The sequence below is a fragment of the Actinoplanes sp. NPDC049598 genome, assembly GCF_040675435.1.
GTDB lineage: Bacteria > Actinomycetota > Actinomycetes > Mycobacteriales > Micromonosporaceae > Actinoplanes.
The window spans coordinates 166,867-184,235 of record NZ_JBFAOX010000017.1 but is presented as its reverse complement, the minus strand read 5'-3'; the positions used below and the strand labels follow the sequence as shown (position 1 = coordinate 184,235).

General features: G+C 72.4%; 14 protein-coding genes and 1 pseudogene. 8 read left to right on the top strand and 7 right to left on the bottom strand.

The window, feature by feature from the left end:
• Window positions 1–6 precede the first annotated feature (6 nt).
• On the top strand, window positions 7–1,011 hold the full coding sequence (locus AB0J66_RS33260) for a methyltransferase (RefSeq protein WP_364669193.1): 1,005 nt from the start codon (window positions 7–9) through the stop codon (window positions 1,009–1,011).
• Here AB0J66_RS33260 and AB0J66_RS33255 read toward each other — a convergent pair.
• Together AB0J66_RS33255 and AB0J66_RS33250 are read right to left on the bottom strand one after the other, a co-directional pair.
• Complete coding sequence (locus tag AB0J66_RS33255) at window positions 1,001–1,708, bottom strand: alpha/beta fold hydrolase (protein ID WP_364669190.1); 708 nt, start codon at window positions 1,706–1,708, stop codon at window positions 1,001–1,003. The genes AB0J66_RS33260 and AB0J66_RS33255 overlap by 11 nt on opposite strands.
• A 320-nt stretch (window positions 1,709–2,028) precedes the next feature.
• Window positions 2,029–4,578 carry an HAD-IC family P-type ATPase gene (locus tag AB0J66_RS33250; protein ID WP_364669187.1) on the bottom strand — a complete coding sequence of 850 codons (2,550 nt, stop codon included), beginning with the start codon at window positions 4,576–4,578 and terminating at the stop codon, window positions 2,029–2,031.
• Window positions 4,579–4,660: 82 nt separating this feature from the next.
• Here AB0J66_RS33250 and AB0J66_RS33245 point away from each other — a divergent pair, with 82 nt between their 5' ends.
• From AB0J66_RS33245 to AB0J66_RS33235, 3 genes are read left to right on the top strand one after another with little or no spacing between them, the layout of a single operon-like run.
• Window positions 4,661–5,887, top strand: a complete 1,227-nt coding sequence (locus AB0J66_RS33245) for an SGNH/GDSL hydrolase family protein (RefSeq protein WP_364669184.1) — start codon at window positions 4,661–4,663, stop codon at window positions 5,885–5,887.
• A 52-nt stretch (window positions 5,888–5,939) separates the two neighbouring features.
• Entirely contained in the window at window positions 5,940–7,121 is a 1,182-nt protein-coding gene (locus AB0J66_RS33240; RefSeq protein ID WP_364669181.1) for a M28 family metallopeptidase, read from the top strand.
• Between the two features lie 42 nt (window positions 7,122–7,163).
• Window positions 7,164–7,853, top strand: a complete 690-nt coding sequence (locus tag AB0J66_RS33235) for a hypothetical protein (RefSeq protein WP_364669178.1) — start codon at window positions 7,164–7,166, stop codon at window positions 7,851–7,853.
• Here AB0J66_RS33235 and AB0J66_RS33230 read toward each other — a convergent pair.
• Window positions 7,842–8,366 carry a hypothetical protein gene (locus AB0J66_RS33230; RefSeq protein WP_364669175.1) on the bottom strand — a complete coding sequence of 175 codons (525 nt, stop codon included), beginning with the start codon at window positions 8,364–8,366 and terminating at the stop codon, window positions 7,842–7,844. The two genes, AB0J66_RS33235 and AB0J66_RS33230, sit on opposite strands and share 12 nt — an antisense overlap.
• A gap of 82 nt (window positions 8,367–8,448) precedes the next feature.
• On the opposite strand from AB0J66_RS33230, the gene AB0J66_RS33225 reads away from it, so the two are divergent.
• The 4 genes and pseudogenes from AB0J66_RS33225 to AB0J66_RS33210 all read left to right on the top strand — a co-directional run bounded on the left by AB0J66_RS33225 (window position 8,449) and on the right by AB0J66_RS33210 (window position 10,286).
• The gene (locus AB0J66_RS33225; protein ID WP_364669173.1) at window positions 8,449–9,006 is read left to right on the top strand and encodes a GNAT family N-acetyltransferase; all 558 of its coding nucleotides are present in this window, start codon (window positions 8,449–8,451) and stop codon (window positions 9,004–9,006) included.
• Window positions 9,007–9,048: 42 nt separating this feature from the next.
• Window positions 9,049–9,306 (top strand): annotated as a pseudogene (locus AB0J66_RS33220) (DUF4240 domain-containing protein); the annotation flags it as partial.
• A gap of 200 nt (window positions 9,307–9,506) precedes the next feature.
• Window positions 9,507–9,935 carry a hypothetical protein gene (locus AB0J66_RS33215; protein ID WP_364669282.1) on the top strand — a complete coding sequence of 143 codons (429 nt, stop codon included), beginning with the start codon at window positions 9,507–9,509 and terminating at the stop codon, window positions 9,933–9,935.
• 57 nt (window positions 9,936–9,992) lie between these two features.
• Window positions 9,993–10,286 carry a hypothetical protein gene (locus tag AB0J66_RS33210; RefSeq protein ID WP_364669170.1) on the top strand — a complete coding sequence of 98 codons (294 nt, stop codon included), beginning with the start codon at window positions 9,993–9,995 and terminating at the stop codon, window positions 10,284–10,286.
• Here AB0J66_RS33210 and AB0J66_RS33205 read toward each other — a convergent pair.
• Genes AB0J66_RS33205 through AB0J66_RS33190 form a run of 4 tightly spaced genes read right to left on the bottom strand, consistent with a single transcriptional unit; the run spans window position 10,240 to window position 17,142 of the window.
• Entirely contained in the window at window positions 10,240–10,725 is a 486-nt protein-coding gene (locus AB0J66_RS33205; protein WP_364669167.1) for a hypothetical protein, read from the bottom strand. The genes AB0J66_RS33210 and AB0J66_RS33205 overlap by 47 nt on opposite strands.
• A 9-nt stretch (window positions 10,726–10,734) precedes the next feature.
• Window positions 10,735–12,045 (bottom strand): MFS transporter, encoded by a 1,311-nt coding sequence (locus tag AB0J66_RS33200; protein WP_364669164.1) that lies wholly within the window; start codon window positions 12,043–12,045, stop codon window positions 10,735–10,737.
• A gap of 34 nt (window positions 12,046–12,079) precedes the next feature.
• Complete coding sequence (locus AB0J66_RS33195; RefSeq protein WP_364669161.1) at window positions 12,080–14,599, bottom strand: M14 family zinc carboxypeptidase; 2,520 nt, start codon at window positions 14,597–14,599, stop codon at window positions 12,080–12,082.
• A 47-nt stretch (window positions 14,600–14,646) separates the two neighbouring features.
• Window positions 14,647–17,142, bottom strand: a complete 2,496-nt coding sequence (locus tag AB0J66_RS33190; protein ID WP_364669158.1) for a tetratricopeptide repeat protein — start codon at window positions 17,140–17,142, stop codon at window positions 14,647–14,649.
• Between the last annotated feature and the right edge of the window lie 227 nt (window positions 17,143–17,369).

Sequence of the window (17,369 nt, the reverse complement as noted above, 5' to 3'; positions counted from 1 at the left end):
CGGTCCATGTTGACCCCGACACCCCTGATGGAGCTCGTCACCGGGTTCTGGAGTTTCAAGACGTTCGCCGCCGCGGTCGAACTGGACCTGTTCACCCGGCTCGCGGGCGGGCGCACCCTGACCAAAGAGGAGATAGGCCTGCCCGAGCGGCCGGCCGACCTGCTGCTGGCCGCCTGCGCGTCGCTCGGGCTGCTGGAGCGCGACGGCGACGGCTACCGCAATTCGGCGCTGGCCGAGGAGTTCCTGGTGCGCGGCCGGCCGTACTACTTCGGCGGCCAGGTGACCTACTGCGACCAGCGTACGTATCTGCCGTGGCACCGCATCGGCGAGGCGCTGCACACCGACCGCCCGCTCACGTGGGATCCCGCGACGCAGGAGTCCATGTTCGACACTGCCGATCCGGCGATGTTGTCGACGTTCTGGGACGCCATGTACTCGACGTCCATCTTCACCGCGCGGGCGCTCGGCGCGGCCGTCGACCTCGGGAACCGGGCGCGGCTGCTCGATGTCGGGGGCGGCGCCGGCGCGTACCCCATCGAACTGTGCCGGACCTACCCGGCGCTCGCCGCGACGGTCCTGGATCTGCCGCACGTCTGTGATCTCGCCGCCCGCAAGGTGGCCGAGGCGGGTCTGGACGGGCGGATCGGCACGGCGCCGGGCGACTTCCAGGCCGACGAGAAGCTGCCCGGCGGGCACGATGTCGTGCTGTTCAGCATGATCCTGCACGACTGGGACGAGGCGACGAACCGGGGCCTGCTGGCCAAGGCGTTCGCGGCGCTGGAGCCGGGCGGCCTCGTGATCGTCTCGGAGCTGCTGCTCGACGCCGACCGTACGGGCCCGCCCGCGGCCGCCCTGATGGGGATGAACATGCTGGTGGAGACGGTCGGCGGCCGCAACTACTCGGACGCCGAGTACGCGCAGTGGCTGACCGGGGCCGGCTTCACCGAGGTGCGCACGGTCCGTTTCGACGCGCCCGGCGCCAATGGCGCTGTGCTGGGGATCAAACCCTAGACAACAGCGCCCGTACGATCGCCGGGTCCTCGACGTGCGCGTTGTGCCCGAGGCCCGGCAGGTCGTACGGCCGCACACCGAGCGCCTCGAGCTGTTCGGCGGTCACCAAGTGGTCGTTCTCGCCGCGGGCCAGGATCACCGGCACCGGGGCGGCCGCCAGCAGCTCGGCCATGGGCGGCGCCCCGACACCGAACGCGCGCGGGTCGAACGTCGTACGCCACCCGCCGTCGACCTCGGCGATCGCCGCCTCCGGAGCCGGCCCGGCCAGCCCGGCCACCCGCAGGTGCCGCCGCTCGGCCTCCTCGCGCGTCGAGAACGTCTGGGCCGGCCGCTCGGCCATCGCGGCGGCCTTGGCGAGCTCCTCGTCCGACCAGGACACCTTGATGCCCAACCCGATGACGGCCCGCACGCCCGGCTTCCCGGCCAGCTGCAGCCCGACGACCCCGCCGAAGGAGTGCCCGACGATGACCGTCCCCCGCGGGTCGATCAGGCCGGCCACCGCCTCGGCCACCGCGGCGAACGAGTACTCGTCCAGGCCGGCCGAGCACCCGTGCCCGGGCAGATCGGGCGCCACCCACGCCTGGTCGCCCGGCCCCTCCGGCAGCCCGGTCCACACGTCGGCCGTCGCGCCGAGGCCGTGCAGCAACAGGACTGTCGGTGACTCGGTGCCACCCGTGCGAATGCGGAGCGCTGTCATGCCGTACAGCATCTCAACCTGCCGCCAGGCGCCCGCGTTCAGGAGCGGGAGGACGAACGCTGACCCGGGTCTACAGGCGCTGGGGGGTCTCCGAGCGCAGAACCCGGAACGCCCGAGCCACAATCAACCGCTACGGGCTCCTCCGCGCGATCCAGGAGCAGGCGGTAGACCTGCTCCTCCGTCATCGTCGCCCAGCCGCCCGGGATCGCGGCCGCCGGCCGGCTCGGCGACGGTCAGTCCCGCGCAGAGGCCCCGGTTCCAGCCAACCCGGCAGCCCATCGAAGACCATGACGCCAGGCTGCCACACCCGGCCCGGATGATCAGGGCAGGTTGTCCAGGCCGAGCACCCGGTCGAGCACCCGGAAGCGGTAGAAGCAGCTCAACGTGACGAACCACAGGCCCAGCATCGGGAAGACCACCTCGAAGGTCGGCTCGGCCGGACCGGCCAGCCCGAAGTAGTTCCACAGCACCGGCACGACCAGCACCGCGAAGAAGACCACCACAAGGCCCAGCACCAGGAACAAGGGCCGCCGGTCCGGGACCGGTGCGGTCCAGGCCGAGAAGAAGCGGTGCGGCGGCGCCAGGAACAGGATCAGCACGAACGAGGCCAGGCAGAAGAACGTGGACAGCCCGGTCTGGGCGCCGATCGTGGCGGCCGCGACGGCGAAGTCGGTGTCGCTGCCGTAGGTCAGGCCGGTGTAGCGCTCCCACTGGTCGATGATGTCGGCGGGCGTCCGGCCGTCGGAGAAGCCCTCCTCGATCAGCTGGTAGAACAGCGCGTAGATGGCCGTGCCGAAGCCGCCGGTGACCACGGCGGCGGGGATGACGAATCGGGCCATGTTGCCGAGCAGGTGCTCGTCCGGTGGCAGCGGCTTGGCCCAGAACGTCAGGAAGAACGTCGGCACGCCCACGGTCAGCAGGGTCAGGCCGACCTGGGCCGGCGAGTACGGGAAACCGAGCCCGAGCATGGTCACGGCGAGGATGACCAGCCCCTGCGAGGCGACCCGGGCCAGGAAGACGTAGAGGGAGACGCCGATGCCGGTGAGGATGCGGCGGCCCTCGCGCTGGGCCGGCAGCAGCGCGGCGAACGAGTCGTCGACGAGCACGATGTCGGCCACGTCGCGGGTGACGGCGCTGCCGCTGCGCATGGCCACGCCGACCTGGGCGCCCTTGAGGGCGCGGGCGTCGTTCACCCCGTCGCCGATCATCGCGACGTAGTGGTGGCGGCGGCGCAGCGCGGCGACGACGCGTTCCTTCTGCTCGGGGGCCACGCGGCCGAAGACGGTGGTGCTCTCGACGAGGCGGTCCAGGCCGTCGTCGTCAAGAGCGTCAAGGCGACTGCCCGGTACGGGTTCTCCCGGGTCGAGCCCGGCCCGGGCGGCCAGCGCGGCCACGGTGCGCGGATCGTCACCGGAGAGCACGATCAGCCGTACGCCGTCGGCGCGGAACCGGGCGACGGTCTCGGCCACCTCGGGCCGTAACTCGTCGGCCAGCGCGACCAAGGCGACCGGTTGAAGCGCCGGCAGGGCCGGCCGCCCCTGATCGTCGTGCAGGCGCTCGCCGAGCCCGGCCGCGCGGGCCAGCAGCAGCACCCGCAGCCCCTGGCCGGTCCGCGAGGTCACCTCCTCCTCGGGCAGCGCCCACTGCAGCTTCCCGGCCAGCGCGTCGGGCGCGCCGAGAACCCACGTGACGGTGTCGGTGGTGATGCCCGACCAGCGCAGCGAGGACGCGAACGGCACCTCGTCGCGGACCGGCCACGGCTCCCCCGGCAGCGCCGCGGCCAGCGCGGCGGTCGTGAGGTTGGGTGTCTGGCCGGTGCGGGCCAGCGAACCGAGCGCTTCCTTGACGTCGTCCACGTCGTAGCCGCCGAGCGGCACGATCTCGTCCACGGCCAGCCGCCCGGTGGTCAGCGTGCCGGTCTTGTCGGTGCAGACGACGTCCACATTGCTCACCGACTCGACCGCGTTGACCTGCTGCACCAGCGCGCCCTGGCCGGCGATGCGGGCCGCTCCGGCGGTGTAGGCGACGGCGATGAGGAAGAACAGGCCGTACGGGACCAGGCCGGACAGCACCGCGCCCATCTGCACCACCCGCAGCAGGCTGAAACCCTCGAGCGCGGCCTGGGCCAGGATGGTCAGGCTCATCAGCAGGGCCAGGGCCATGACCAGCCGTACGACGAACTCGATGCGCCGCTGCAAAGGGGTGTCATCGGTCGTGGCCCGCCGGGCCTCGGTGGTGAGCCGCCCCGCGTAGCTGTGCCGGCCGACGTCGCGGGCGTGCTGGAAACCCTCCCCGGCCACGCACAGGCTGCCCGAGCGCAGGTCGTCGCCGGGCGCCTTGACCACCGGGTCGGACTCGCCGGTCAGCAGCGACTCGTCGGCCTCGATGCGGCCGCCCTCCTGCAGCGGGCCGTCCACGACGATCTGGTCGCCCGCCCGCACCCGCAGCAGGTCGCCGCGGACCACGTCGCCCGGCGCCACCTCGATCGGCCGGCCGTCGCGCACGACGACGACCGTGGCCCGGTCGAGCAGCTGCAGCCGGTCGAGCTTGCGTTTGGCCCGGATCTCCTGCAGCGCGCTGATCACCGCGTTGATCAGACCGAGCCCGACGCTGATCAGGGCGTCGCTGAAGCGCCCCAGCAGCAACAGCGCGACACCGATCACGAACAGGATGATGTTGAAGAACGAGAAGACGTTGGTCCGCAGGATCGTCGCGTAGCTGCGGCCGCCGCCCTTGCCGGTGGTGTTCGCCTCACCCCGGCGCCGGCGCGCCGCGGCCTCCGCCCCGGTCAGCCCCGACGCCGGCGCCGGCCGCACGTCGAGGTCCATGCCCAGCCGCCCGATCAGCCCGAATGATGATGTTTTGACCATACACAGCCCCGGCTCACCAGGTCTGTCACTCCCCACTCCCACATCGCGGGACGCCGTGATCGACTTCGGTACCGTGGGGCCGATGACAGGGACCAGGAAGACCACACTGGCGGTGCTGGTGGCTCTCGCGGTCCTCGCCGTGGCGGCCTGCAGCAAGACGCCGGCACCGGCCCCGGAGACCACGAACCGGCCCAGCCCCGTGGCCAGTGACACCCCGGCCCAGTGGGTCGGCAGCTGGGCGGTGGCCGTGCAGAGTGGCGGGCGCTCCTTCGAGAAGCAGACGGTGCGCCAGATCGTGCACACCAGCATCGGCGGCTCGACCGTACGGATCCGGCTGTCCAACGAGTTCGGCACCGGCCCGCTGACCGTGGCCAACATCCACGTGGCGGTCAGCAAGGGCGACGCGGCCATCGACGCGGGCACGTCCACCGCCGTCACCTTCAACCGGGCGGCGAGCGTGAGGATCGAGGCCGGGAAGACCGCCGAGAGCGACGCCGTCGACTTCGAGCTGCCGGCCGGCGCCGACGTGGCGGTCAGCGCGTACCTGCCCGACGGCAGCCAGGCCACCACCCAGCACGCGTTCGCCAACCGGCACAACTACGTGGGCTGGAACGACCAGACCACCAACGCCACGATCCAGGACGCCGAGACGGCCGACAGCTACTACTTCCTCTCCGGCGTCGACGTGCAGAACCCGGCGGCCGAGGGCGCGGTGGTCACGCTGGGCGCCTCCATCACCGACGGCTTCGACTCGGCCTTCGGGGCGAATAAGCGCTGGCCCGACCTGCTGGCCCGGCGGCTGAGCGCTTCCGGCCGTACGGTCGGGGTGCTCAACACCGGCATCAGCGGGAACAAACTGCTCAAGGACGGCACCGGCGACAGCGTGCGGAAGCGCTTCGAGCGCGACGCGCTGGCCCAGCCCAGCGTCAAGTGGGTGATCGTCTCCGACGCCGCCATCAACGACCTCGGCAGCGACCGCCCCAGCGGTGACGAGCTGACCGCGGCCCTCCGCGACCTCGTCACGCGGGCCCACGCCGCCGGCATCAAGATCTTCCTCTCCACGCTGACGCCCTTCGAGGGCGCCGGCTACTGGAGCGCCGAGGGCGAGACCGGCCGCGCCGCCGTCAACGCCTTCATCCGTGGTGGTTCCAGCGGCGCCGACGGCGTCATCGACCTCGACGCCGCCACCCACGACCCCGGCGACCAGACGCGCTACCGGTCCGGCTACGACAGCGGCGACCACCTGCACCCCGACGACGCCGGCATGCAGGCCATCGCCGACACGGTGGATCTGAGCCTGTTCCGGTGATGTCGGGCAAGTGACTGTGGCCGCCCGGCCCGCAGGCGCAGTGTCTTCGGGTATGGAGCAACGAATCCACTGGGCGGTGCTGCCCGCGGACCAGGCCGGCGACGGCAGCCGTACGACGGGGCATCGCGCGCGGGTCGGCGATCAGATGCTGATCTGGTCGGAGGAGGCCGTGCCCGGCGTGGCGGCCGCCCGCAGCGGTGTCGTGGGGGCCGGGCTCTCGCTGGTCACGCAGGTGGGGCGGGCGTTCCAGGACGCGCATCCGGACGTGCCGGTGATCCTCGATCACGGGCGGCATCTCGTGGTCGAGGGCGGCGAGGCGCTGCGCGGGAGGGACGGCACGTGCTGGCGGGTGGAGGCGATGCCCGGCGACCCGGTGATCGTCGACCGGCCGGCGCCGCGGGCCGGGCGGGCCGATCCGGAGATCGAGAAACTGCTCCTGGGTGTCACGCGGCCTCCGTACGAGACGGACCTGACCTGGCTCGCCGAGCTGGCGAACCGCAACTCGCTGAGCGAGGGCTTCCGGCAGGCGGCGGACCGGGCCGAGGCCGCGCTGACCAGCCTGGGGTACGCGACGTCGCGGCTCCCGATCACCGTCGGCGCCGGGCGGAGCGCGAACGTGATCGCCGACCGGCCCGGAACGACCGGCGGGAAAACGGTGCTGGTGACCGCCCACCTCGACTCGGTCAACCTGGCCGGCGGGACGAGGGCGCCCGGGGCCGACGACAACGGCAGCGGGGCGGCCGGCGTGCTGCTGCTCGCGAGCATGCTGGCCGCCCGGGAGTGGCAGCACGACCTGCGGCTGATCCTGTTCGGGGGCGAGGAGCAGGGCCTGTTCGGCAGCAAGCAGTACGTGGCGCAGCTGCCGCAAGCCGAGCGCGACCGGATCCGGTCCGTGCTCAACATGGACATGATCGGCGTCCGCAACGGCCCCGAGGCGAGCGTGCTGCTGGAGGGCGCGCCGCTGTCCCGGGACCTGATCGACGACCTGGCCGCGGCCGCCGCCACCTACACCGGGCTGCGGGTGGAGACCTCGCTCAACCCGTTCGCCAGCGATCACGTGCCGTTCCTCACGGCGGGGGTGCCGGCGGTGCTGACCATCGAGGGCAACGACAGCGCCAACACGAACATCCACAGCGAGAACGACCTGCTCACGCACATCGACTACGAGCTGGCGCTGGAGATCCTGCGGATGAACGCGGCCGCCCTGGTCAGGTGGTTGATTCCGGCAGGCTAACATTGCCGCGGTTTCGTCCGGCGAGGGTGAGAACGAGGCGACATGCGGTGGTTCCGGCGTGGGTCCGGTCGGCAGCAGCAGGATCCCGGCCCGGCGCGGGCCATCGTCGAAGATCTCCGCGTCCGGTTCGGGCCGCGGCAGCCGGGCACGTTCCTGCAGCAGGCCGACGCGGCGACCGGCCGGCTCGGCGGTGACGACGGCGCGCTGGCCGCGGTGCTGATCGTCCGCGAGTTCGCCGACGCCGCCTACGCCGACCTGGCCGCCCAGGTGGCCGGTCACGGCTTCGTGGTCGACCGCCGCAACTACCGTCCGTTGTGGAGGGAGACGGCGGGCCGGCTGCGGTGGAACCTGTGGGCGCTGCCCGGTGGCTTACATCCGTACGTCCAGGTCACTGCCGCCGTGGCGGCGATCGGGGCCGACCCCAAGCGGATCGTGCGGCTCACCGACCCCCTGCCGCTGCTGGCCCAGCTCTTCGAGATCCTCGACCTGACCATCGCCGGCTGGGAGTTCGCCCGGGTGCGGCCCGACACCGACGCCGCCACCCTGGCCCACCGGCTGATCGCGACCACGCGCGACCTGCGCGCAGCGATGAGCGAGGAGCCGCCGCTGCCCCCGCCGGTGCGCGAGCTGATGCGCCGCAACAACACCGTCAACGTGTACGACGTGGCTTCCCCGGCCGTGGTCGGCGGCTTCAACCCGGGCAAGACGATGCGCGAGGCCCTACTGGCCTAGCAGCCGCTCCTGCTGCTCCGAGGCGGCCACGAAGGCCAGCGTGGTGCCGTCCACCTCGTCGTCGTGGGCGCCGGCCCACTCCCGGGCCTGCTCCAGCCGGCTCCCCCGCAGCAGCAGCGCCCGGTCGAAACCCCCGCGCCGCCAGGCCATGGCGGCCCGGAGCAGTTCCTGCCGCTGCCGGTGTCCGGCCCGGTCGTCGCCGACCCACCCCGCCAGCCGCTCCCACGCCCCGATCAGCGTCTCGTCGGCGATGCGGACCTCGTCCCGGTCGGCCGCGACCAGCCGCGCCCGGGCCAGCGCGCTCAGCGCCCGGCCGGTCGCCCCCGGGTCGGCCCCGACCTCCAGCGCGGTGTTCGTGTCGAGCACGACCCGGGTGTCGGACCGGCCGTCGTCGCCCACGTCGATCAGGCGCAGCATCAGCCGCCGGGCGGCCAGCCGGGCCGCCTCGTCGAGCTCCTGGTAGGCACTCTCCGCGGCCCGCCCGACGGCCACGGGCGTCAGCTCACTTCGCATCCGGACATTCATACCGTCACCCACCCCACTTCGGGCACACCCTTACCTCGAAAGAGTGCGCCCGAGACCTATGGTTTTCCTCGTGCCCACCCACCGCCCGGACGCTTCGCCTGTGGCCCGTACGCCCCGGCTGTGGATCGTCACCAACCGGGTGAGCGACTACGTCCGCTGGCACCGCCTCATGGCCGACGACCCGGAGGTGAGCCGTGACTGGTCGGCCCGGGAGCACGAGCTGGCCCGCCGCGTCCCGATGGGCCCGATCGCCGACCCGCTCGACTCGCCCGAGCCCCTGATGGAGGACGACCCCGGCCAGCTCTTCTTCGCCGCGCTCGACAGATCGACCCGGCACCTGGTCGGGGGTGTCACCGTCGACGCGGGTGAACTCGGCGGCGCCGTCCACCGTGACTACCGCGCGCAGGGCTACGGCCACGAGATGCTGACCGCCGTCTGCGACCTGGCCCACCACCGCTTCGGCATCGCCCGCCTCACCGCCGGCTGCGAAGCCACCAACGTGCCGAGCCAACGCTGGCTGACCAAAGCCGGCTTCACCCTCACGGACCGCCGCGACCCCTACACCTACGGCAACGGCCGGGTGATCCACCCGCTGTGGTGGACCAAGCTCGACCCGTCCGCCGAATAGAGTTCGCCTGTCGGCGCGCCGGCGCGGGACGACTCCGGCCAGTTGACGGCCCGCCTGGCCGCACGGCCGGAGGCCGACATCATCGGTTTCGCCGACCGGCTGGCCGAGGTGCCGGCGGCTCTGGACACCCCACAGCACTTCGCCGCCGCCGAGACGGCCAGCGACGACGACTTCGTCTACATCCGGTGCGCGATCGTCGCCGCCGGGCGCAAGGCCTACGACCGGGTACTGCGCCGGCCGGAGGCGCTCGCCGACTTCACCGACGAGGAGGCGGAGCTGTTGCTGACCGTCGCCGAGGCCGCATACGAGCGGGCCACCGGCCGCCTGTGGGAGCACGAGACCCCGATCAGCTATGAGACCGGCACCAGCGCCGCCTGGGGCCCGCCCGAGCCCGAACCCGCCGACTCCCCCGCGCCCTGGCTGACGTTGCTGTCCGGCAACGCCATCCCGGGCGGCATCCCGGCGCCTACTCGATCCGCCAGGATGAGCTCGTCACCGCGGTGGCCGCCGACCCGGCCCGGCGGCAGTGGTGGGCGCCGACCGGAGTGCCCGCCCTGCAGCTCTCGCTGCTGCTGGACGGCATGGACTCCGACCCACCCGGCGTCACCGTCAAGAAGGGCCGCAAGCGGGTCCAGGTGCACCAGACCCGTTTGGCCGCCCGCTTCCCGCTGAACGACCCCGCGGCCATACCCACGCTCGCCCAGTCCCACCTCCGCGACCTGCTGGATCACGTCCGCGAGCACCTGGGTCTGGCCCCGCTGCCACCCCTGCCCACGCCGCCGGCGGCCGACCTGCCGCCCGAGCTCTTCCGCCCCGACCCGCCCGATACGGGCCTCCCACCCGACCTCGAGCGCCGCCTGCTGAACGGCGAGATCATCGACCCGAAGGAGATCGTCGCGCAGATCCACGCCCACTACGGACAGCAATGACTGTCCGGTTCGAGGTGCTGCAGCCCGACCGGAGCTACCGCCGGACCGCTGGTCGCCGTGGTCGCGCACGCGGCCGGGCACGGCTGGCCGGCCCATGCCGTTCGCCTCGCCGACAAGCTGCACCTCTATCTGACCGGTGGGCATCACACCGACGCGCTGTTCGTGCACGGGCACGCCCGGGAGGCCGCCCGCAGCATCGGTGACCGGCTCGGCGAGGCTGATGCGCTGAACGCCATGAGCGTCGCCCACTATTGGACGAGCCGTCCGAAGTCGGCGGCGGAGTGTGCTCGGCGAGCCCCCGCGATCACCGTACGAGGCGGCGACCGGTCCGGCCAGGTGCGACATCGGTGATCTCGACGGCCACGCCGCTTCCCTCGCCGGACTCGGCGACGCTCGCCTGGCGCTCGGGTAGCACGAGGTGGCGCAGGACCACTTCGAACGGGCGCTCGCGATGTACGAAGACCTCGGCCAGCCCGAGGCCTGTTCGGAGAGGGCCGGGCGGGCGGAGCGCGGCCAGCACCAGGGGCCCTAGGACGGGCAGGAACAGGCAGCCGCCGTAGAAGAAGATGACCAGCTCGCCGAGCAGCAGAACGACGACCGCGCTCCAGCATGCGGCCTGGAAGGCCGTGCGGCGGCGGAACAGCTGCGGAAAGGCCGTCGGGACGAGGAAGATCGCGGCCAGGGTCAGGAAGAATGAGCGGTCGGGCGCGTCGGACCAGGCCAGGACGAGGCCGGTGACCACACAGAAGGCGGAGGCGATCGCCGCGCACCAGCGCGCGGAGCGGGCCACCGTGCTCGATCATACGGAGACGGGGGTCTCGGCGTAGCGGTGGCTCAAGCGGCGGTACGGGCGGCTGCGCAGGGCGACCGCTGTGGCGATGATGCCGATGACGCCGGTGAGGACGAAGACCAGGGCTATGCCGCGGTTGGCGCCGGTGCCGAACCAGTCGCCGATCAGGCGGGCGCCGGGGCCGTCGGTCATGTACGGGATGACGACGAACTGGGCTATCGGGGAGATCAGGAAGGCCGTCAGCGGGGAGGCGGCTTGTTCGACGCTCTGGGCGAAGCCGAAGACGCGGCCCTGGCGCTCGTAGGGGACGACCTTCTGCAGGATGGTCTGCTCGGCGGCCTCGGCGTAGGGGACGGCCAGCATGTAGAGGTAGAGGCCGGCGGTCAGCCAGATGATCGAGGCGCGCAGCGGGAAGATCAGGGTCACCGTCCAGAGCAGCAGGTTGACCATCAGGAGCAGCCGGACCGGGTTCCGGCCCAGGCCGGTCCGGGCGATGAGCAGGCCGCCCACGATGAAGCCCGTGCTCAGCGCACCCCACAGCAAACCCCAGGTCTGGACCGAGACCAACGACAGGCCGTACGCGTCGAGCAGCGCCATGAAGATGCCGCCGAGCAGGTTGTTGAAGGCGGAGAACGCGATCAGCGCCGGCAGCCCGGCCACCCCGCGGATGACCCGGATGGTGCCGCGCAGATCGACGGAGCGCTTCGGCTCGGTGGCGGCAACACCGGCGGCGGCGCCGGGAACCCGTACCGCCGCCAGGGCCGGCACCGCCACGCCCAGCGTCACCAAAGCCACCACCAGGACCCACAGCATGCCGCCGAGCGCGACCAGCAACCCGCTGATCACCGACGTGACCAGGAACGAGACGCCGGAGGCGGTGCCGACCAGCCCGTTGGCCCGGTCGCGGATGTCCTCCCGGACCAGCACTGTCACCAGAGTCGGCAGGGCGATCGTCCGCAGGTTGCCCGCGATCACCCCGAACATCAGCAGCACCACGAACAGCCACAGCTGGGCGCTCGCCGGGTCGCGGAACGAGGCGCGCGGCGTCAGTTGGTAGACGAGAAGGGCCACCGCGTACAGGCCGATCGACAACAAAGCCGACGCCTGCATCACGGTCTTCTTGCGGTAGTGGTCGACCAGGCTGCCGAACCAGATGCCGGTGAGCGCGGTCATCACCAGGAAGATCCCGGAGATGACGCCGGTGGCGAAGACCGACCGGGTCTCGATGTAGACGTAGAAGGTGATCGCGAACCATACGGTGAAGTTGATGACCGAGACGAGCAACGTATTGATCAGCAACTGGTAGAAGACCCGCCCCATCGCGCCACCGTACGACCTGAACCGCGCTTGAGGTCTAGGAATTCGTCCAGTAGAGGGCCCGGGCGAACTGCGCGTACAGCCCCTTGGGGTGAGCCCGGAACAGCGGCTCGGTGCCGAACAGGACCGCCCGGCTGCCGCGGGCGGTGGTGCCCGAGACGACGGCCGCCTGTCCCGCCGCCTGGGACGGTCCGCCCACGCCGGGGCTGGTCGGCAGCCAGTGCCCGGCCACCAGCGGGTCGTCGGCGTAACGCTGCTCGACGGTGAGACCGGTGCCGGGGCCGGTGCCGGTGAACCACAGCGGCGAGTAGACGAACGAGTGCGGCAGCGACCCGGCCCCGACGACCGGGCCGGTGTTGCGGACGGCGACGACTCCGTTGGCGTCGCCGCGGCCCGCGACCGCGGTGGCCGGGAGCAGGCCGGCCGCCGCGTTGAAGGCGGCGCCGGTGACGCCGCGGGTGACCACGCCGCCGCGGCTCAACAGGTCGTCGACCTGCGCCTTGGCGGCCGCGTTGAGCTGTTCGTAGACCAGTCCGGAGGAGACGATCAACCCGGTCACCCCGGCCAGGCTCGCGCCGGCGTTGAGGGTTGCGGTGGAGACGGTACGCACGTCGAAGCCCATCTCCCGGACCGCGAACAGCTCGTCGGCCGACACGGCGGCCGCGAGCACCGGGCGCGAGATCGGGGTGCCGGCGCCGCCGCGGGGTGCCGCTGCGAAACGTACACCCAGGTCCTTGGCGACCGACGCGGCCGCCGCGCGCGCCGCGGCCGGAACCACGACGGTGGCCGCGCCGTCGAGCCGCAGCTTGATCCCCTGATCGAGCAGGGTGTTCACGGCCCGTACGTCCGCTGGGTCTCTCAAAGTGAGAGCCAGCTCCCGGCTCTTGGGAAGCGTGCTCTCGACGGTCGCCGCCTTGACGGGAGACGTGGCCACGCGGGGCGCGGTGGTGCGGCTGATGTCGACCGAGGCGCCCCAGAGCAGGCGGTGGCTCCAGCCGGAGATGTCGTACATCTGCGGGACCAGCTCGGAGATGTCACGGCCGGCCTCGAGCAGCACGTTGGCCAGGCCGCGCTTGGGCTGGTGCATGTCGACGACGTACGAGCCGGCCGGGTAGCGGCGGCCTTCGAGGGTGAAGCCGGTGCGGGCCCGGGTCACGCGGACGTCGTTGGCGACCAGATGGTCGACCAGGCGGGCGGCGGCCGGGGCGGATCGCTGACCGGGGCCGGCCGGGATGACGTACGCCCGGGGGAAGCGCGTCGAGTAACGGTCCTCCGGGCCGTAGCCGGGCACGTAGCCGTCCGGCACCACGCGCTGCGGCTCGCCGGCCCAGCCGCGGCGGAACTGCTCGATCTGGCCGGCCAGCAGCCCGGCGCGGTTCGTGTCCGCGTACGTCAGGGCCGCCTCGATGGTCGCCGCCGCGACGTCGGTGTTGACGCCCGAGCGCCGGCGCAGCTCCTCGACCGGCAGGGTGGTGTAGAGGTTGCGGTTGACCTGCAGCGGGATCTCGACGGTGTGGCCGATCGCGCCGTGGTACATCGCGTACATCGGGGTGAAGATGGGCGGCCAGTCGTCCCAGTCCCCGGGCGTGTAGTCCCGAAATGGGAGGTCGGCGCGCGTGGTCTCCGGGTAGCCGAGGCGCTGGATGGCCGCCTCCATGCCGAGCGCGTTCGGCAGCGCGTGCTTGATGTAGAGGTCGTACTCGTAGTTCTGCCCGTGCGGCGGCGTGGCCGGCTCGATCAGCGTGGTGCCGGTGTAGCCGTGCTCGTCGAGCATCACGAACGGCTGGGTGGCGATCACGACGTCCCGTACGGCCCGCGACTCCGGCTGCGAGCTCGTGGCGTGATCCCGGTTGATGTCGAAGCCGGCGCCGTTCACGCGCGTGCCGGCGATCCGCCCGTCCGGGTTGTTGGTGACCGTCACGTAGACCCGGCTGCGGGCCAGGAACCCGGCCGTCGCCGCATCGGTCGCGGTGGCCAGCCGCTCGATGACCCGCAGGGCCCCGTCCGTGCCCTCCCACTCGTCACCGTGAATGTTCGCGTTGATCCAGACCGGCGTCTTGTAGTTTCTCGACAGCGCCTGGTCCCTTCTGGCCGCGCTCGGATCGTTCTCGATCAGCTCGCGCCACCGCTCCTGCCGCGCCGCCTCGGCCGCCGTCTCGGGCGCGGTCACCGTGACCAGATAGAGGTCCCGGCCCAGGGCCGAATGCCCGACCACTTCCGCCGACACGCGGTCGGAGACCTTCTGCAGCGCGTTCAGCTTCGGGGCGATCTGGTGGTACGGGATGAGGCCGAGCTTGATCGAACGGTCCTCCGTGTTCTCGGGGTAGACCCGAAGCTCGTGCTGCCGCGGATACCCCTGCCGCCCGGGCTTCCAGGCCGGCTCGGCCGCCACCGCCGCCAGCGCCGCGGCCGCCGCATCGGTCGCGGCGACCTGGTTGCGCTCGGGCCCGTTCCCGAACTCCCGCGTCGCCTGGCCGTCGTCGGCGTGCGCGGGCACAGCGGAGGCAGAGATGAGCAGAGCCGCACCGACGCCGGCGGCAAGCCGTGACAGGTCCACACGTCACTCTTACCCATCGATGTACGTCACTGGCAATCCCAAACAGGTCATCGCGTCACCCCGAGCTCGGCGTAGAGGTCCGCGGCGCGCTCCCGATGCACACGCTCCCGGCCGGCGTCACCGAGAAGACGGTGGGCCTGCCCGAGCCCGGCATGGGCACGGGCCAGCTGATCGCGCGCACCCATCTCCGCCGCGATCGCGGCCGCGGCCGACAGGTGGGTCCGGGCTTCGCCGGGCCGGCCGGCGGACAGGTAGGCCTCGCCCAGGCCGTTGAGCGCCCACATCTCGCCGTCCCGGTCGCCGGCCTCCCGGCACAGCCCGAACGCCCGCCGGTGAAGGACCGCACCCTCCTCGGGCCGGCCGAGGCCCGTCTGCAGCTGTCCGAGACTGCCGAGCACCTCGGCCTCACAGGCCCGGTCGCCGAGGCCGCGGTGCAAGGCGAGCGCCTCCCGGAGGTGCTTCTCGGCGTCGGCCGGGCGGTCGAGCACCACCTCCACGTCGCCCAGGCCGTTCAGCGCGTCGGCCTGACCGGAGAGATCACCGGCGCGCCGGTACAGCCGCAGCGAACGGTGATAGCGCCCAAGAGCGCTCTCATAGTCGCGGACTCGCTCCGCGACCATGCCCAGCCCGTGCCACGCCCGCCCTTGGCCGGCCAGGTCACCCGCCCGGCGATGCAGGACCAGGGCCGACTCGTAGCGCTCGGTGGCGGCCGGAAAGTCGCCGCGGCGCTGCGCGAGATTGCCGAGGCTGTGCGTGGCCCGCGCCTGACCAGCCACGTCACCGGCCCGCCGGAACCAGTCCAGGGCCTTGCCGTACTGCTCGCCCGCCTCGTCGAGCCGGCCGAGCTGGACCAGGGCGATACCCATGCCCCATGACGCCTGCGCGAGCCCGCCCATGTCACCCGCGCGGCGGGCGGCGTCGTAGGCATGACGGTGCACAGTCAGCGCATCGGTGTTCTGCCGTCCCGAGAGATACGGGAGCAGAATGCGGGCCAGCGCCGCGGTGTGGTCCGGCCGGCCTTGCTCCGCGGCGTGGGCCACCACCGCGATCAGGTTGGCTTGCTCCACTTCCAGCCACGCCAGGGCCTTTGCCGCGGTCTCCAGGCCGGGCACTGCGGTGCGGACGGGCCCGGCCACCGGCCGCATGTAGCTCTCGTCGAGCCGTAGCACCCGTGCAGCGGTAGCGCTGGTGGCCACGTAGTGGTCGAACAAGCGGGTGAGGGCGGCCCGCCGTTCCGCCGGCGGGTCCTCATCGTGGACCAGGCCGGCGGCGTACGTGCGCACGAGATCGTGGAAAGCGTACCGATCCGATCCGCTGGGCTGCAGCAGATTGTCCGCGCAGAGCCGCTCGAGGGACGTATTCGGGTCGCTGCCCGTCAGGGCTGCCACCGCGTACCGGTCGAAGTCCTGACCCGGGTGCAGGGCGGCCCGGCGAAACGTGCGCCGGTCGTCGGGCGCGAGGTTCCGGCAGGACAGGCGGAGGGCGAGCTCGACCCCGGTGTCCAGGCGCCGGGCGAGATGCCGCTCGTCGAGCCGGTCGGCGTGGTCGGTCAGCGTCCAGCCGGGCACGTTGCGGATGTGCGCGGCCACCAGCCCCAGAGCGAGCGGCAGGTGCCCGCAGCGCCGGGCGATCCGCCGCGCAGCCTCCGGATCCGGCCCCACCGCGACGCCGGGCGCGGCCGCAGCTAGAAAGTCCGCCGCCTCGCCTTCGCCGAACACTCCGATCGGCAGGCGGACGCCGCGGCCGAGTCCGGCGAGCCGGCGCCGGCTGGTCAGCAGCGTGAAGCAACCACGGGCCGGGGGCAGCAGCGGCCGCGCCTGCTCCGCCGACGCGGCGTTGTCGAGCACCACCAGCGCCCGGCACCCGGCGAGCCGCTCGCGGTACATCGCGGCGCGCGCCCGCAGATCGTGCGGTATGCGCTGACCGGGCACGCCCAGCAGGCGCAGGAACCCGTCCAGGACCGCGGACGGATCGGCCGGTGGCTGGGCCGGATCGTCGTGGAAGCCGCGCAGATTGACGAAGAGGACGCGCTCGAACGGCTCTTCCCGGTGCAGGAGATGCCCCGCATGCACGGCCAGCTTTGTCTTGCCCACCCCGGCCATGCCCTCGATCGCCGAGAGCACCACGGCCTCCCCGCGCCGGCGGGCCTGACGAAGCCGGTCGATCTCGGCGGAGCGGCCGGTGAAACCGGGCAGATCGGGTGGGAGAGCGTCCCGGACGCGCACGCGGGCCGCCGCCTCGGTCTCCCCGCCGACCACTCGCAGCGCCTGCCGCCATTGATTCACATAGCCCCGGTCGGGGTGCAGCGCCTCGACCACCGCGACGAGCAGCTCCGGGTTGTTGCGCCGCCGGCCCGCGCGGAAGCAGGCGGCGACGGTCGTGCGGGCCGTGGCGTCGCCGGGCGGGCGGGTCGCGTTGACGCGCCCCTTGATCGTTTCGTAGGACGGGTCGCCGGCCCAGATCTTCAGCAGGCGCAGCCGTTCCACAAGCTGGTCGAGGCTGCCCGCCTCGGCCGGATCGGGCAGCTCATGCAAAGCAGCCATTCACGGATGCTAATGACTGCCGTCGCCGGCCGGTGGCACGAACCGGACAGTCGGCGCTCGGGGCCGGACGGCAGCCCGGCCGCGGGCGGCGTGGGCAGGGGTGGCAGCGGGGCCAGACCCAGGTGCTCGCGGGCGTGAACCAGCAGGTTGCGGAGGTGGCCGCCGCCAACAAGGCCGCCCGGCCTGGGACGACGACGCCACGCCCACATAGGCCGCAACGCCCGGGC

What these genes read in the sequence shown, in the direction of transcription:
- AB0J66_RS33250 (WP_364669187.1), bottom strand. Translation starts at nt 4,578, where the DNA reads ATGGTCAAAACATCATCATTCGGGCTGATCGGGCGGCTGGGCATGGAC.
- AB0J66_RS33240 (WP_364669181.1), top strand. Translation starts at nt 5,940, where the DNA reads ATGGAGCAACGAATCCACTGGGCGGTGCTGCCCGCGGACCAGGCCGGC.
- AB0J66_RS33255 (WP_364669190.1), bottom strand. Translation starts at nt 1,708, where the DNA reads ATGACAGCGCTCCGCATTCGCACGGGTGGCACCGAGTCACCGACAGTC.
- AB0J66_RS33260 (WP_364669193.1), top strand. Translation starts at nt 7, where the DNA reads ATGTTGACCCCGACACCCCTGATGGAGCTCGTCACCGGGTTCTGGAGT.
- AB0J66_RS33230 (WP_364669175.1), bottom strand. Translation starts at nt 8,366, where the DNA reads ATGCGAAGTGAGCTGACGCCCGTGGCCGTCGGGCGGGCCGCGGAGAGT.
- AB0J66_RS33245 (WP_364669184.1), top strand. Translation starts at nt 4,661, where the DNA reads ATGACAGGGACCAGGAAGACCACACTGGCGGTGCTGGTGGCTCTCGCG.
- AB0J66_RS33190 (WP_364669158.1), bottom strand. Translation starts at nt 17,142, where the DNA reads ATGGCTGCTTTGCATGAGCTGCCCGATCCGGCCGAGGCGGGCAGCCTC.
- AB0J66_RS33235 (WP_364669178.1), top strand. Translation starts at nt 7,164, where the DNA reads ATGCGGTGGTTCCGGCGTGGGTCCGGTCGGCAGCAGCAGGATCCCGGC.
- AB0J66_RS33200 (WP_364669164.1), bottom strand. Translation starts at nt 12,045, where the DNA reads ATGGGGCGGGTCTTCTACCAGTTGCTGATCAATACGTTGCTCGTCTCG.